At 31.5% G+C, this 17,370-nt stretch carries 12 protein-coding genes and 2 pseudogenes; 3 read left to right on the top strand and 11 right to left on the bottom strand.

The window, feature by feature from the left end:
- Nucleotides 1-164: 164 nt before the first annotated feature.
- From rlmD to ACX0KU_RS07630, 10 genes and pseudogenes are all read right to left on the bottom strand, one after another.
- On the bottom strand, nt 165-1,574 hold the full coding sequence (rlmD, locus tag ACX0KU_RS07675) for a 23S rRNA (uracil(1939)-C(5))-methyltransferase RlmD (protein ID WP_472992422.1): 1,410 nt from the start codon (nt 1,572-1,574) through the stop codon (nt 165-167).
- Nucleotides 1,575-1,699: 125 nt separating this feature from the next.
- On the bottom strand, nt 1,700-2,404 hold the full coding sequence (locus ACX0KU_RS07670) for a DUF554 domain-containing protein (RefSeq protein WP_472992324.1): 705 nt from the start codon (nt 2,402-2,404) through the stop codon (nt 1,700-1,702).
- 368 nt (nt 2,405-2,772) lie between these two features.
- Nucleotides 2,773-4,527 (bottom strand): pyruvate kinase, encoded by a 1,755-nt coding sequence (gene pyk, locus ACX0KU_RS07665; RefSeq protein WP_472992323.1) that lies wholly within the window; start codon nt 4,525-4,527, stop codon nt 2,773-2,775.
- Between the two features lie 26 nt (nt 4,528-4,553).
- Nucleotides 4,554-5,513: a 6-phosphofructokinase gene (gene pfkA / locus ACX0KU_RS07660; protein WP_472992321.1), complete on the bottom strand. Its 960-nt coding sequence runs from the start codon at nt 5,511-5,513 to the stop codon at nt 4,554-4,556.
- Nucleotides 5,514-5,771: 258 nt separating this feature from the next.
- Nucleotides 5,772-8,081 (bottom strand): annotated as a pseudogene (dnaE, locus tag ACX0KU_RS07655) (DNA polymerase III subunit alpha); the annotation flags it as partial.
- Nucleotides 8,082-8,570: 489 nt separating this feature from the next.
- Nucleotides 8,571-9,341 carry an LAGLIDADG family homing endonuclease gene (locus ACX0KU_RS07650; RefSeq protein ID WP_472992319.1) on the bottom strand — a complete coding sequence of 257 codons (771 nt, stop codon included), beginning with the start codon at nt 9,339-9,341 and terminating at the stop codon, nt 8,571-8,573.
- A 242-nt stretch (nt 9,342-9,583) separates the two neighbouring features.
- A pseudogene (gene dnaE / locus ACX0KU_RS07645) lies at nt 9,584-10,738 on the bottom strand (DNA polymerase III subunit alpha); the annotation flags it as partial.
- A gap of 253 nt (nt 10,739-10,991) precedes the next feature.
- Entirely contained in the window at nt 10,992-11,372 is a 381-nt protein-coding gene (locus ACX0KU_RS07640; RefSeq protein ID WP_472992317.1) for a hypothetical protein, read from the bottom strand.
- A gap of 73 nt (nt 11,373-11,445) precedes the next feature.
- A complete protein-coding gene (locus ACX0KU_RS07635) occupies nt 11,446-12,126 on the bottom strand; it encodes a zf-HC2 domain-containing protein (RefSeq protein WP_472992315.1) in 681 nt (226 codons plus the stop codon).
- A 1-nt stretch (nt 12,127) separates the two neighbouring features.
- Nucleotides 12,128-12,598 (bottom strand): RNA polymerase sigma factor, encoded by a 471-nt coding sequence (locus ACX0KU_RS07630; protein WP_472992420.1) that lies wholly within the window; start codon nt 12,596-12,598, stop codon nt 12,128-12,130.
- A 238-nt stretch (nt 12,599-12,836) separates the two neighbouring features.
- Between ACX0KU_RS07630 and ACX0KU_RS07625 the strand changes: the two genes are divergently transcribed.
- The 3 genes from ACX0KU_RS07625 to ACX0KU_RS07615 all read left to right on the top strand — a co-directional run bounded on the left by ACX0KU_RS07625 (nt 12,837) and on the right by ACX0KU_RS07615 (nt 15,548).
- Complete coding sequence (locus ACX0KU_RS07625; protein WP_472992313.1) at nt 12,837-13,283, top strand: DUF4342 domain-containing protein; 447 nt, start codon at nt 12,837-12,839, stop codon at nt 13,281-13,283.
- A 113-nt stretch (nt 13,284-13,396) separates the two neighbouring features.
- Nucleotides 13,397-14,083, top strand: coding sequence for a response regulator transcription factor (locus ACX0KU_RS07620; RefSeq protein ID WP_472992311.1), 687 nt, complete (start codon nt 13,397-13,399; stop codon nt 14,081-14,083).
- The gene (locus ACX0KU_RS07615; RefSeq protein WP_472992309.1) at nt 14,076-15,548 is read left to right on the top strand and encodes a sensor histidine kinase; all 1,473 of its coding nucleotides are present in this window, start codon (nt 14,076-14,078) and stop codon (nt 15,546-15,548) included. The genes ACX0KU_RS07620 and ACX0KU_RS07615 overlap by 8 nt, the downstream gene beginning before the upstream one ends.
- A gap of 62 nt (nt 15,549-15,610) precedes the next feature.
- Here the strand turns inward: ACX0KU_RS07615 and ACX0KU_RS07610 are convergent, their stop codons facing one another.
- Complete coding sequence (locus ACX0KU_RS07610) at nt 15,611-17,314, bottom strand: cell shape-determining protein (RefSeq protein ID WP_472992307.1); 1,704 nt, start codon at nt 17,312-17,314, stop codon at nt 15,611-15,613.
- Nucleotides 17,315-17,370: the final 56 nt, after the last annotated feature.

Raw genomic sequence — 17,370 nt, 5'->3', positions numbered from 1 at the left:
TCTTCTCTCTACTCAACCCTATATAATTTTAGCCTCATTTTCTGTACAAAAAAACACCCTCGATATGTTCTCATGAACGCATATCGAGGGTTTAAGTCGAGTAGATGGATTTACTTTTATTTTTTACAAGCCTTGTATGGATATAGTACTAATTACTTACTGCGTCACATCTTCCTTGTAAGTAAAGTTACGCTCTCAACATGTGCCCCCTGAGGGAACATGTCTACTGGCTGTACTTCAACCGTTCTATATCCTTCTCCTTCTAGAATTGCTAAATCTCTTGCAAGAGTGCCAGGATCACAGGATACGTATACTATCCTATCTGGCTGCATTTTTCCTATAGATTCTAAAAGAGATTTTTCGCATCCTTTTCTTGGTGGGTCAACAACCATTACATCTGCTTTTATTCCTTTTTCAATCAGCTCTGGAATAACTTCTTCGGACTTTCCTACTATAAATTCTACATTATCTATATTATTTTCTTTTGCATTAACTCTTGCATCTTCAATAGCCTGCTCTACTATTTCTACACCATATACCTTTTTAGCCTTCTGAGATAAAAATAATGAAATTGTTCCTGCACCGCAGTAAGCATCAAAAACTGTTTCTTTTCCAGTTAGTCCTGCATACTCCATGGCTTTACTATAAAGCACTTCTGTTTGAATAGGATTAACTTGAAAGAAAGATAGTGGAGATATGTTAAATTTAAAGTCTCCAATATAATCACTTATATGATCTTCTCCAAAGAGTGTTATATTTTCTTCTCCTAAAATAACATTAGTTTTTTTATTATTTACATTTTGAATAATGCTTTTTATTCCTTCTATATTTTCTCTTATTAAACTAACAAATTCTTCTTTATGTGATAATTCCTTTGTCCTAGTTACCAGTACAACCATAACTTCATTTGTATTAAAGCCTCTTCTTATCATTATATGTCTTACAGTTCCCTTATGGTTTTTCTCATCATAAGGCTTTATATTGTACTTTTTCATCCACTCTTTAGTTAAGGCTACAACCTTATCGCCAACCTGGTCTTGTATATGACAAGTATTCATATCAATGATTTCATGACTTCTTTGAGCATAAAATCCTATTTTAATTTCCCCATTTTCTTCTCCTACAGGAAGTTGCACTTTATTTCTGTATCTATACGGTTCTTCCATACCAATAGTATCGTGTAGAACTACTCCCCCATCGGTACTTACTACTTGTGAATCTTCGTTAATTTTAAGTTTCCCTACTCTCTCTAAAACATCTTTAACTCTACTTTTTTTAAAATCAAGCTGCCCTTCATAGCTTAGATGCTGTAGTCCACAACCACCACATCTTTTATATATGCTACATACTGGATCTCTTCTATGTTCTGATGTTTCAATAACTTCTATCAGCTTTCCAAACGCAAAGTTCTTGCTTACCTTTATAATTTTAACCTTAACTTTTTCTCCTACTAAAGCTCCCTGAATAAATACAGGAAAGCCTTCCACTTTAGCTACTCCTTCTCCTTCAAAGCCTAGTCCGCTAACTTCTACTATGTATTCCTCGTTTTTCTCTACTGGTACAACTCTATTCATCAATTCTTCTACCTCTCTACTTAATATAAATCACTACAAATTAGAGATTTATACTAATATTTATTCTATAAAATTATTATATCCATATAAAAAACTTTCTACTAATATGGCATACATATCTACAATTAATTAATAATTCCTAAGACTACTTGATATAATATAGGTAAAAATATACAAGGAAGCAAATTAGCTACCTTAATTTTTGTGGCTCCTAGCATATTTAATGATAACCCTATAATTAGAAATCCTCCAATTGCCGTCATATTTGTAATAACGGAAGGAATGAGTACTCCTTTTAAAAAGGTTGCCCCTATGGTTATTAATCCCTGATATACTAATACAGACACTCCTGAGAGCATAACCCCTATGCCAAGTGAAGATGCAAATACAATAGAAGTAATTCCATCAAGAATGGACTTTGCAAAAAGAGTATCATGTTTACCTAATAAACCACTGTCTAAGGATCCTACAATTGCCATAGCACCGATACAGAATAAAAGACTTGCGGTTACAAATCCTTTGGCAACTTGTCCACCTGTTTTGTTTAATTTTTTTTCTATGTTAATACCTAATTTTTCAATCTTATCGTCTATATCAATTTTTCCCCCTATTATAGACCCAATTACAGTAGAAATTATTATTACTAATACGTCATTATCTCCTAACTTACTGAATACTCCAATAATGTTTAATGCCCCAATAAATAATACACACAGAGCAAGTCCATCCATTAAAGATTTACTCACCTTCTCACTAAATCCACCCTTTACCAGTAGACCTATTAAGCTTCCAGCTATAATTGCTCCAAAATTAACTACAGTTCCTAACACGAGTTCTGCCCCCCAACTATTTAATTCCCTATTTTTATTAACATAGTTATTATAGTTCTTTTTTTACTAAAAGTAAGTAGTTTTCTAAAATTTGTTCTACTGACATATACTATAATTAAATTTGTATAATTTAATTCAAAAAAAGAGCATCCTTAACAAATAAGGATGCCAAGAATGGAATCAGTTGCTTACAATACATTGAATTAGTTTAACCACTTGTATACAAATTATACCAGTTTTTACTCTAATAATCAAAATATTCTAAGTTAATTATATGTATAATAATTATTATTATACATACAATTGATTAAGTTTTACATATTATTGTATCATACTCTTAAATTAATATCTATAACTTTTATTATTTTCTATATTATATTTGCTCTTCCACTATAAACTACCCCTCTTACAACATCCATTGTAATGAAAAGACCAGTTCTAATTGACTTTGTAGCTCCTCCTGCATTGCAAAGAAGTGGAATTCCTCTTGATAGACACTCTATAGCCATGTGTGATGTAAGCCCACCTTCTTCTGATATAATTCCAGCTACTCTATCTAATACTTCCATATATCCCTTATCTAAATTTTTAACAATTAATATATCATCATTTTCTACTACATTAATTGCTTCTCTAGGATTTTTTACTACTCTTGCATTTCCGAATCCCGGGAAAGAACCAGCTCCTTTTCCTTGAACAAGTACATCTCCAACAACATGAATCTTCATCATATTAGTAGTTCCTGAATAATGAACCGGTATTCCTGCAGCTACTACAACTAAATCTCCATTTTTAACATATCCCACTTCTTTAGCTTTATTTACTGATTCATTTATCATTTCATCTGTAGACTCAAAATGTCTAGAATTTATAGCAAATATACCCCAATTAAGAGCCAGTCTTCTAGCTACCTTTTCATTTGGCGTTACTGCAATAACAGGACACTCTGGTCTATATTTTGAAACCATTCTCGCTGTGTTTCCTGTTTGAGTTGCAGTAATTATAGCTGATACATTAAGCTCTATAGCTGTGGTACAAGTTGCTAGACTTATTGCATTTGCAATATTAGAAAGAGCACTCTCTTTTCTTTTATTTAATGCTGCTAAATAGTCTATTTTCTCTTCAGCAGTTATTGCTATTTTTCCCATAGTCTTTGCAGCCTCTACAGGATATTTACCATTTGCTGATTCTCCACTTAACATTATAGCATCTGTTCCATCAAATATTGCATTAGCAACGTCAGACGCTTCTGCTCTTGTAGGTCTTGGATTTCTCATCATAGAATCAAGCATTTGAGTTGCTGTTATAACAGGTTTTCCCGCTTTATTACATTTTTCTATAATCATTTTCTGAGCTATTGGTACTTGTTCTATAGGTATTTCAACTCCCATATCTCCTCTAGCTACCATTATACCGTCAGAGAACTTTATGATTTCATCTATATTGTTAACTCCTTCTTGGTTTTCAATTTTAGAGAATATTTGAATATCTGCTCCGCCATTTTTCTCTAAAACCTTTCTTATAGCTAGAACGTCTGCTGCTTTTCTTATAAAAGATGCCGCAACTAATTCAACTTCTTGTTCACATCCAAAAATTAAATCTGATTCATCCTTTTCAGTTAATGCTGGTAAGTTTATCTTAACGTTTGGTACATTAACACCTTTTTTACTTGATACTACTCCACTATTAGCAACCTTGCAGTGAATTTTACTTCCTTCTACCTCTTCCACAATAAGTCCTACTAATCCATCATCTATTAAAATAGAATTTCCTGGATTTACATCTTCATGCAACTTATCATATGTTATAGAACATTTGGTTTCATCTCCAATTATGTCTTCACCACAGATAATAGTAAATTTATTACCCTCTTTTAACTCTACCTTATCTACAAAGTCCTTGGTTCTTATTTCAGGTCCTTTAGTATCTAACATTATCGCAATAGGTTTATTGAGTTGTGTTCTTAACTTCTTTATTAACTTAATTCTATTTCCGTGTTCTTCATGAGTTCCGTGAGAAAAATTTAATCTTGCTGCATTCATGCCAGCTTTAATTAACTCTGTCAGTATCTCTTCACTGTCACTTGTCGGTCCAATTGTAAATACCATTTTTGTTTTTTGCATAGATTATTTCTCCTTCACACCTTATCTTAATATGATAATATATTTGCTACCTTACATAATTCCTCATCAAATTTACTTGTCATTGAAAGCGCTTCTTCTATATCATAATCTATTAGCTTATTTCCGCTTACTCCAACAACTCTTGCAGATTTACCCTCTAATAATAGTTCAACTGCTCTTGCTCCAAGTCTTGATGCAAGTATTCTATCAGCAGCTGTAGGGCTTCCACCTCTTTGTATATGTCCTAGAACTGTAGCTCTTGTATCTATTCCCGTTGTCTCCTGAACTATCTTAGCCAGTTCACCAGCGGCACCTACTCCTTCTGATAAGATTACTAAATTATGAAGTTTTCCTCTTAATTTACCTTCCAAAATAGTTCTACAAAGTCTATCAACATTAAATTCCTTTTCTGGTACTATTATACTTTCTGCACCACCTGCAACTCCAGCGTATAAAGCTAAGTCTCCGCAATCTCTTCCCATTACTTCTACTATACTAACTCTCTCATGAGAAGAAGAAGTATCTCTAAGTTTATTTATGGCATCTAGTACAGTATTTAATGCTGTATCAAAACCTATTGTAAAATCTGTATAGGCTAAATCATTATCTATAGTTCCCGGAAGTCCTATAGTACATATTCCCATTTTAGCTAATTCCCTAGCTCCTTTAAATGAACCATCTCCACCTATAACTACTAGTCCATCAATTCCAAAGGCTCTTAAAATATTTACTGCCTTTTTTCTTCCTTCCTCTGTCATAAATTCTTTGCTACGGGCAGTCCTTAAAATCGTCCCACCTCTTTGAATAATGTCAGCCACACTATGTCGTTCCATTTCAAATATCTCACCATTTATAAGTCCACTATATCCTCTTTGAATTCCCATAACTCTAAGTTTATTCTCTACACCTGTTCTTACTACAGCCCTTATGGCAGCATTCATTCCTGGAGCATCTCCACCACTAGTTAAAACTGCGATCGTCTTCATTTTATTACCTCCTGAGTTTATGGGACTAATATCATCCCACTAAACCAAAAACTTAATATTCTAACATTATTAATAACTTTACGGATAGTATATCATCTTCTTAAAAAAATTTCATGAAAATCTTTAATAAAAATGAAAAAAATTACATTGACTTTATTATTAGTATTTATATATTTATATTGTGGTTCCCTTAAAAATAAATATACTATCATTTATTTATTTTTAAAATTATAAAAGACTAGATAACGCTCTAGTCTTTTATAATAACTTTATATTCTGTTCACCATACTTTTCTCTTAAGAAATTTAGTAGGCTTTCTTCTTCGTTTACCCAGTACTCTCTAGCTAGTAAATATTTCTTTCTTTCTTCTTTAGTACATAAATAAATAGGAATACCTCCACTATTTTGAGAACAAATTGTTTTTAGTTCATTCCTAGCTACTTTTACCTCTTCATTGCTTTGAACTTGTATATATAGCTTTTTATTTGTGAATTTTATAAGCTTCTCAACTGCATCACACAGTACTTTCGGCTGCTCATCTTCACGCTTTGTAACTCTTCCTTTTATTAATACAATTTCATCTTCATTTATTTTATCTCTAAAGGTTTCTAGCACCTTTGGGAATACAACAACCTCTATTGTACTATAAAGATCTTCTAGCTTTATAAAAGCCATCATATTATTGGTTTTCGTGATCTTTCTAGTAACCTCGGTTATTAATCCTCCAAGGATAACTCTATCTCCATCTTTTACTTTTGCATTTTCCTCTTCTACAAGCTTTGCAGCTTCATCTATTAATTCTTCATCTATAGATGCATCATCCATAATATCTGTGGTTTTTACAGAAGTCTGATTTCTTAACGCTTCTTCGTAATCTTCTAAGGGGTGTCCAGTTAAATATACTCCTGTCATTTCTTTTTCCATAGCGAGCTTATATTTTTTATCAAACTCTTTTATATATGGATACTTTATTTCTGTCTCCTTAAATTCTTCAGTAAGGGTAGAAAATAAGCTTACTTGACCGTCTATATTTTTCTTTCTTTCATTAGAAACTGAATCTATTACCTTTTCATATACGGCTAATAACTGTGATCTATATACTCCAAAGCAATCAAATGCTCCAGCCTTAATTAAACTCTCTACCATTCTTTTATTAATAGCACTAGAATCTACCTTGTTGCAAAAGTCTACAAGTGTCGTAAAATTACCCTTCTTCTCTCTTGCTTTTGCCATATTATCTACAAGGTTTTCTCCTACATTTTTTATAGCTGAAAGGCCAAAACGTATCTTTCCATCCTTTACAGTAAATTTTCCAAAACTCTCATTAATATTAGGTGGTATTACTTCTATATTCATTTCCTTTGCCGCTCTAACATAAGTTGCCACCTTGTCACTGTTACCTCTTACACTGTTTAACATAGCTGCCATAAACTCTGTTGGATAATAGTGTACTAAATAAGCTGTATAATATGCTACTACTGCATAAGCCGCCGCATGGGATTTGTTAAATGCATAGCTAGCAAAATCCATCATCTGATCAAATATCTTGTTTGCAGCTTCTTCACTTATTCCATTTCTTAGACAACCTGGTACTTCTACTTCTCCCTTTTCATTTACAATTCCATAAATGAAGTTCTTTCTTTCTTCTTCCATAACCTTGTGCTTTTTCTTTGACATAGCACGGCGAACAAGGTCACTTCTACCCATAGAGTATCCTGCTAGGTCTCTAACAATCTGCATAACCTGTTCTTGGTAAACCATTACTCCATAGGTAACATTTAACACATGTTCAAGCTCTGGTGTTTCATACTGAACTTCCTCTGGATTGTTCTTATTTCTAATATATCTAGGAATTTCAGCCATAGGACCTGGTCTATAAAGACTTATTCCCGCTATGATATCTTCAAAACCTTCAGGTTTAAGTTCCTTCATAAAGCTAGTCATTCCTGCAGATTCAAGTTGGAATACTCCTACGGTCTTTCCTTTACCAATCATTTTATATACACTTTCATCATCAAAACTCAGTTTATCTAAATCAATTATAGTTCCAGTGTTTTCTTTAACAAGCTCAATAGCATCTCTAATTACCGTAAGAGTTCTTAGCCCTAAAAAATCCATTTTTAGGAGTCCAAGCTCTTCAAGTGTACCCATAGTAAACTGAGTTACTATTGCTTCTTCATTCTTTGCTAGGGGTAAGTAGTTAACTAATGGCTGTGATGCTATAACTACTCCCGCTGCATGAGTTGACGTATGCCTTGGAAGTCCTTCTAAGTCCCTGGCAACATTGATTAGATCTTTAACTCTCTCATCAGTATCATAAAGAGCTTTCAACTCTGTATTCATATCTAATGCTTTATCTATAGTTATTCCAAGCACTGTAGGAATCATTTTGGCTATTCTATCTACTTCTGCATAGGAATAGTTCATTGCTCTACCTACATCTCTAATACAAGCTCTTGCTGCCATAGTTCCAAAGGTTATTATTTGCGATACATTTTCTACTCCGTATTTCTCAACAACGTAATCTATAACCTCTTGTCGTCTTTCGTAACAGAAGTCAGAGTCAATCTATTCTACCCTCTCTTTCGAGATACTTTAACACTATCATTTTATATAGTGGGTATAGACTATATCTTCACCTACCGACCTTTACGGTTTAGGCTGCCCCGCTTCGAAATAATATACAATATTATTCCTACGTGCCCACGCACTAGTCGTTGAACCTTCTTCTCATCAAAGCTTGGCTGCATGGTTTCCCAGTAGAGTCTGACTTTCTCAAATCCCTGTAATTTTTATGGTCATGCCACCATCACGTTTAGATTTCTCAATCTTGCGTTGTGGTTTACAGGGCTCTCAGGGTTTTCCAGCAATTCAGGGCTCTTTGAGTACAATATTTCTACTGTACACGACTAAAAAAATTGTTATAACAATTTTTTAATCTGGCATGGAAATTCTTTCTGGATTTAAGAACATTAATTATTATCCACAGGCTCTTTATCCTGCGTTCTGGAGGTTTCCCTCATTTTCATCAGTTGGTCAATTCCAACTCAGATTGGACTATATCATCTCAATAAACTTAGAATGTTTTCTATCTAAATAATAATCGGCATCTGAATAGATTAGGTTATAAAACTTATTTACAGAATCACTTTTATATATTTTTACATACCAGCATCTATGATCAGATCGACTATCCTTAACAATATTTGAATCAATATTAAATGAATCTAAAATTAATCTCAATTCTTCAGCAAAAATTTTACTACCTGTAGTAAAACTAACATTTTTATATACATAGTATTTTTTAATCCCATTATAGTAGGTTGAAGTTTTATTCTTATATACACTTCCATCGCCATCAAAGTATCCTCTAATAAAATGTCCTAATAAATTTCGGGGTAACTTAGGCATAATTACTATTGATGATTTCCTTTCCGTAATTCCTATATTCAATAAGTATTTAATATCTGTCGGATTCGTACTTATAACACTGTAAGTATAATTTCGTCCTTTAGGATGTTTATACTTATATACTTTTTTATTTGGAGTCATAATTTTATTGAGTTTCTCTATTAACTCCTTTTCATTCATTGATATAGTTATTCGGTTTCTCTTAGTATGAGCGTCATAGCTAAGACATCCATCAGAATAAATTAAGCCTAGTATATACGCAGACACTTTATTAAGTTTAGTTTCAAAAATACTATTATCTTCAATCTTCCTAGCTGAAGCATTAAAACTATTAGAACAACTTTTAGAGCAAAATCTTTGATTTCGCTTTTTAGTTTCAAATTCTTTATTGCATTTAATACATCTTCCACAAAACATTCTCTAATCCACCCTAATATATTTTATTACTTATTATTTGTAATAACTTTATATATATTCTATGGTGTCAGTGTATCAAGCCGGGCACTCGTGGAGTGGATTATCATTTAGCTACTCACCACTCTAGTCTCTGAACCTTTCTGGTACTTTTATGCTATTCCCAGACTTGGCTGCTGATTGGCATGCTGCATATGCAGTTTAGCTTTCCAGCAATTCACCCAGTTTAACCAGCGCGTCTTTTCACGCTCAAAAAGTAAATTATACTTAATAGGATCAATCTTTGTAATTCCCAAGGTATAGGCAACTATTGACCCCGCGGCAGAACCCCTACCTGGTCCCGTCATTATGCCTTTTTCTGCAGAAAATCTAAAGAAATCCCAGGTAATTAGAAAGTAATCAACGTATCCCATTTGTTTAATAATGTTTAACTCATACTCTAATCTTTCTTTAATTTCCGAGTTAATATCTTCATATCTTTCATCAAGCCCTTTGTAGCATAACTCTTTCATATATTCAAAATGGTCTACTCCCTCATCTAAGGGGAAGTTAGGCAACTTTGATTCATTGAATATGTAATCAAAATTACACTGTTCTGCAATTTTAACTGTATTTTCTAATGCCTCTGGAACATAGGAAAATATATTATACATCTCCTCTGGAGACCTTAGATAAAATTGCTCTGGCTCATATCTCATTCTATTTTCATCATCTAGATTCTTTCCTGTCTGAATGCACAATAGAATATCATGAGACCTAGTATCTTCTTTTTTAATATAGTGAACATCGTTGGTGGCAACAAGAGGTATCTCTACTTCTCTTGAAAGTTCTACTATCATATCGTTAACCCTAAGCTGCTCATCCATTCCGTGATATTGTAACTCCAAGTAAAATCCTTCTTTAAATGTTTCCTTATAAAATAGTGCAGCTTCCTTAGCCTTTTCTCTGTTGCCATTTAATAGATTATTAGTAACTTCTCCAGCAAGACAGGCCCCTAAGGCTATTAACCCTTCACTGTGAGCTTTTAAATAATCATGGTCAACTCTAGGCTTATAATAAAAACCATCAATAGACGCCTTAGATACTATTTTCATAAGATTTTTATATCCTACTTCATTTTTAACGAGGAGAACTAAATGATGGGTTTTATTTTCCATATCATTTCTTTTTATATCCATGGACTTTGATGCTACATATATTTCACATCCTATAATAGGCTTAATACCTTCTTCTTTTGCTTTCTTATAAAAGTCTACACATCCAAACATAGCTCCATGGTCAGTTATAGCTAAACTCTTCATGCCCAGCTCTTTAGCCCTTGTAATGAGTTTACTTATTTTACCCGAGCCATCTAAAAGACTATATTCCGTATGAGTATGAAGGTGAACAAATTCTGTCAATTACTCTCCTCCTTTCCAGTATTTTGAGAGTTTATTACTCCTTTATATATAGCAAGCTTCAACTCACAATTTTAATTATTTCTTTTATATTATACAGTAAAAAACCTTTGAATTGTAAATTTAAAGTTAGTATACAAAGAAATTTTCATAATACTTTTTATCCATTCCCTCTTATAATCAATGCTTTTTTATAGAGGTAATAATAGCTATAATTTGGTGAACATAAGTAAAAAGATATGATCTTTTTATTCTATCATTCTGTTATAAATAATTTTTTCATCTCTTTTGGAATCTTTACTATATCTTCAACTTCATACTCACCTTTCTCTTGTCTATAATTAAGTCTTACTAAAAGCATTTCACCGTTGCTGTACTCAATAACTTCATAGTGGGTATTTAAACTAGCTTCAGTAGATAGATCATTAAGTTCCTTTAGCATATCTTTGGAAGCCACATCTTTTCTTTTTTCACTAAAAAGTTTATTAAATCTCTCATAGTTATTTCCATCAATTGACACACCCAGCATCGCTATAGTATTTGTTGGTGTATCTGGTTTCATTGTATTGCCATCACAAGCTACAAAAAGTGGAAATATGAGTGCAAAAGCAATTAATAACAAAGCATTTCTTTTCATCTTTTATCCCCCTATTAAACTATAAATAAAACTAATATTTTGATGTTATATTACTTCATAAGAATTCAAAGTCTTATTTTAAAATTTCATCAGGTACAATCACAACTTCATCATCTGCAAATTGTATAATAACTTTAACTTGTATAATTTTTCTTTTATTTGATTCCTCCTCAGTTAGACCTGTACGTTTCCTTATCTTTTCTATAAAAATCTTTTCTTCATCACTTAATTCCTTTTCATCTTTTGCTAATTTGTATCCATATATAAATTTTGTACCCTCATAAATTGGGGATGGCAGCACCCCATATGGCTTAATTTTAATTATTTTATTAGTGCCTTCTGCTGTTTCTTCAGTAAGATATTCTGTTTTCATATTTAATTCTTTACCATTAATGAGATTAAAATCTATTCGCAATTCTCCATTTACTACACTTTGTTTAAGTTCCATATCTTTTTTCTTTACGGGTGAACCTATAACAAATAAGTAAGTTAGTATAGAAAAAATACATAATATGACTGCTATACTAATTCTAAGCTTTTTAGCACCTTTTGCTTTTATTTTCTTCAAATAATTGATTTCTCTATTTTCAGATTCTAAATCAATCCTTTCCATTGGACATTTCATTTCTTCAAGAAGCTTATTACATTCCACACATCCTTGTAGATGTTCCTTTATTTCAATAGCTGTTTCTTCGCTAGTTAGCTCATCAATATAGATTGGTAGTAAGTCTCTTACAATATTACAATTTAACATCCTATTTCACCCCTTTTACGATTTTTTGTTTAGCTCGATAGAAAGTTACTCTTGCCCACGTTTCATCTTTGCCAAAAAATTGCCCTATTTCACGGAAATTAAATTCACCCGATAAACGCAAATACATTACTTCCCTCATAGGCTGGTCTAATAAATGAATAGCTGTATATAACCGTAGCTTGTCTTCATAGAAAATTGCATTTTCTTCAGGTGAAATATTAGATGAAGGCAAATTTTCACTAATAGCTACAGCCTGAGATTTCTTTCTTTTTTCAAGTTCTTGATACCATATATGTTTAGCAATTTGGCAAAGCCATACTGAAACTTTGCAGGAACCATTATATGTATCGAGGGAATATAAGGCACGATAAAAGGTTTCTTGTGTCAATTCCTCTGCTAAATCTACGTCACGAGAAAGGCTAACCAAATACTTGAAAACACTTTTAGCGTGTTCTTTATATATTAGATCCATGTCTTGCAAATTCTCACCTCCACGAGTATATATCCATAAAAGCTATCTTTCGTTACAATAAAAACAAATATTTTTATAAATTTTCACACTTACACCTTATTTATGATAATAAGCATTGAAGATAATTAATTTAAGTTAATTATTTTCTAATCTAATTCTAATCTTTCACTAAGCTTACTCTAATCTTCCTATCTTATCATAATAGCATAAGATAAATTAAATTAATGGAGGAGATACAATGTCAATGAAGTTAGAACAAATAGATTTACTAAGAGAAAGAACTGGGGTTAGTTATAATGAGGCTAAAGAGGCTTTAGAAAAATCTAATAATGATTTAGTAGAAGCACTTGTTTATTTAGAAAAGACTCATAATTTAAAAACACATAAAAAATTAGATGGTGATAATGATTTTACTTCTAAATGTAAATCTGCTATTAAAAAAGGAAATAATACAAGATTTATAATAAAGAAAAAAGATAATATAGTAATAAATGTTCCTGCTACTTTAGCGGGTATAACTACAGTTGTAGCCTTCCCTTTTGCTATAACAGGATTAATTTTAGCTATAGTAACTAATCATAAGATTAGAATCGAGAAGTATAATGGAGAAAATATCGAAGTTGAAGAAGTTTTAAATAAAGTTTCTACTGCTGTAAATAATGCAACTAGCAACCTTAATAAATAGAGAAAACTAAATCTTCCCCCCGAATAACCTGCATAGTTTATGTAGGTTATTTATTTATAACTATAGATACTATATAATTTAATTGTAGCGAGTTCTTAAGTGGAAAGAGGAGTATGACTATGAAAAAAATCTTAATAATTGAGGATGAGGTTAAAATCTCAAGATTTATAGAACTAGAACTTAAATATGAAGGTTATTCTGTAGATCAGTCTTACGATGGCCGTGATGGATTAGATAAGGCTGTTAAAGGAGACTTTGATCTAATTATTTTAGACGTAATGCTTCCTTCCCTTAATGGTATGGAAGTACTACGAAGGCTTAGACAAAGTACAGAAGTTCCAATTATTATGTTAACTGCAAAAGATCAGATAACAGATAAGGTTATGGGTCTTGATATAGGCGCTGATGATTACATGACTAAACCTTTTGCCATTGAAGAGCTTTTGGCTAGAATACGAGTTGCCCTAAAAAGACATAGTAGTGATACCCCAAAAACTACTACCATCTTAAAAATAGGTGAATTAGAGCTTGATCTTGAAAAATACACTGTGTGCTTTAATGAAGAAATTATTGAATTAACAAAGAGAGAATTTGACCTCTTAAAATACCTAATAGAAAACAAAAGCATTGTACTTACTCGGGATAAAATTTTAGAAAAAGTATGGGGATATGATTATTTAGGAGATACAAATATTGTAGATGTATATATACGTTATTTAAGAACTAAGATTGATGAAAAATATAATAAAAAGTTTATTCATACAATCCGTGGAGTGGGGTATCAATTAAAATATGATTAGATTATTAAAGCTAATCCCTAAACTAATTTTTAAAACTTTTACCCTTACCTTATTCATATTAAGAAAAGTTATAGGTTTTTTACCTTCTTTAATAGGTAATATTTTTAAAAGTATAGGTAAAAGATTACGCTTTTCTATAACTTTTAAAATAACTGTAATATATGTTCTAATTTTTTCTGTATTTATATTTCTATTGAGTACTGGAATTTTGTTTGGCTTTCGTCACTTTTTATTAAATGAAGTAAGCAATAATATTGAAAAAAATAATCAAGTAATCTCAACTTATATTAAGGAAAAGTCAGAGCTCCCTAAAAACATTGTCAATGAAATCACTAGAATTGATGGTATGTATGTTACTATTTTTAGTAGTAATAAGAAAATTCTCCATAGTACAGATGAGCAGAATATTTATAAGAAATTTTACACTAATATAGACTTTTTAGATATTCTAAAAAGCACTAATGGTGATTTAATGATAAAAAATAGTAGGTTAGACCACAATGAAATCTACTATATACAAATATATAAAGACTTAATTACAGAGAACTTTTATATAATTACTCTAACCAATATCTTAATTGCTGTAAATGTAGTGTCTTTATTTATAATTACATTAATTATATCTAAGGCTAGTAGAAAAATGTTATCTCCTATTGCAGAAATGACTGAGACAGTAAAAACTATATCTGTTGAAGCACTAGATACTAGATTAAATGTTACCGGGTCTAAGGATGAATTAAAAGAACTTGCTGAAACCTTTAATACCATGATTGACGGAATAGAACAAGCCTATGAGCAGCAAAATCAGTTCGTATCTGATGCCTCCCATGAGCTTAGAACTCCTATTTCTGTAATTCAAGGATATGCTAATTTGTTAGATAGATGGGGAAAAGATGATAAAGTAGTACTTGATGAGTCTATAACTGCTATTAAAAGCGAATCGGAAAATATGAAGAACTTGATTGAGAATCTTTTATTCCTAGCAAGAGGAGATAAGGAACTACAAAAACTAGAAAAAGAAAAATTCCATATAAATGAACTAATTGAGGAAATAGTTAAAGAAACTAAGATGATAGCTACAAATCATAATATTTTGTGTGAGAATAATGATAAGCTATTACTTTTAGCAGATAAGAAAATGTTAAAAGAAGCTCTTAGAATTTTTATAGATAACAGTGTTAAATTCACACCCGAAAATGGAACTATAAAATTAAGCTCATACAATAGAATAAGCTATTTAGAAATCATAATAGAAGATACTGGTATAGGCATTGATAAAGATGATCTTCCCCATATATTTAATAGATTTTATAGAGCGGACAAATCTAGAACAAAAAATAGTGGTGGAACTGGTTTAGGTTTATCTATTGCAAAGTTAATTATAGGTAAACATAATGGAAAAATCACATTATCAAGCCAGCTTCAAAAAGGTACAAAAATATCTATATTCTTACCTGTTAATTAAAAATAAATTAATTAAGGAGAAAAGCTTTGTAAGCTTTTCTCCTTTTGTTTTTGCACTACTTATTAATTTTGTTCATTTATCTTTCCTATAACTTCCTTCTCTTCAATAATCTTTTCCTCACTTACAGCTTTAGTTTGAGTAAACTGAAGGTTATCAAAGCTTATAAGGTCTATACTAGAATTAGGATTCTTATTGTAGGTAATCTCTACTGAATCCCCCTCCCTAGTTAAAGGGAGTTCGTTTGACATATTTAAAGAAGTTATAAATATCTTGTCTTGTTTTTCCTTTAAAATTATATAATAATAGGTTGTATCTTCAACAAAAGAAGATGCAATTCTTAGAACTGTTCCTTTTTCGGTAATCTTTTCCCCACTTTTCTCTAAACCTTGCCAGTTTCCTTTGTCTTTAAGATAATTTATATAATTAGACTTAGTTTTACTTAAAGACTCTCCAGTTCCTACTGTGCTATAATCTTTAACACTAACCATAGCATATAGCTTAATTAATCCCTTCTTATCCTTTAATGACATAAAATAAGTTGCTTCATTTTCAAGATTAATTAATATTGGGAAAGTAGCTGTATACCCTAAATTCTGAACCTTACCTTCTGCCGAAGCCATTGCAGCTATTTCATGACTACCTGAAACCTTATAGAAGTTTGTTTCTTTAGTCCTTGTATTAACTAACACAAACCCTACAGTTGATTCATCATTCCCTGATGAAGTTAATCCTGTGTAATAATAACAATTTCCATCATTATAAATTATATTATATCCCTCTGTAGTTTTTAATTTATCCTTGTCAGATGGATTCCACCAACCATGAACGTACTGACCCCAATCGTTTAGTTGATTAATTGCAAAGTTTGCTGGAATTACTCTATCTACCCAACTTGGTATATCCTTCATATCATACCCTTTAACTTCACCTGTCTCAGCATCTACTATAACAACCCCATTAACTTTCGAACCACTTACACCAATAGAGTTTTCATATTTTGTAACTACCCAGTAAGGCTTTCCTGAATCATCTAGTTCAAATGAAAAATCAGTTAGTCCAACATTTTGAAAGCCTGATGTGTATATTTTTCTACGCAAATCATCTCCAAAAAAGCCTTGAGGTTGATATTTTATCTTAACTTTCTTGTCATCAATTGTTTGCACTAGTTTTATATCTTGAGGATTAGTAGAGCTTATTTGAATATACCCCGGAGTACCCTCTCTATTTGAAAACCATTTAAACATTCCTGAATGAACTAGTGGTGCCACCCAGTATAGTTGTCCATTAACATTTATCTGAGTAAATTCTGATAATTCAACTTGGCTACCTAATGCTACTTGTTCTCCTAGCTTCTTTTCCCCAAGGTTTTGAGCAAGATCTTTATCTACCATTGGAAGCTTAGTTAAATCTATAGGAGATATTTCAGAAGAAAATTCTTTTTCCTTTACCTCGCCAATCATAGTTCTATATTTACCTGAATTAAAAATACCAAGAGTAGATCCTATTTGGAATACTAACAAAATAAAAGTAATTACAGATATCCAAATTACCTTTTTAATCTGAAACTTATAAACAAGTAAAGTTGCCATAATTAAAAGTGCTATTACTTGAATTACTATTAAAGTACTTATAAAGTTTAAAGATAGCACTGGCATTGTAATATATCCTAAAATCAATGTGACTATAACTAGTATTACGGTTATAGCTATAGCTACAGTCTTTTTACTTGATACCTTCGATTTATTTATTGTTTTTCCTTTATTCATAATTTCCCCCAATATTAAAGACCTTATTATATCTTATACTATACCATATTATAAGA

It is taken from the genome of Clostridium sp. X (assembly GCF_055755365.1).
Note: the sequence above shows the minus strand (reverse complement) of the source record. Positions and strands in the feature narration are given on the sequence as shown.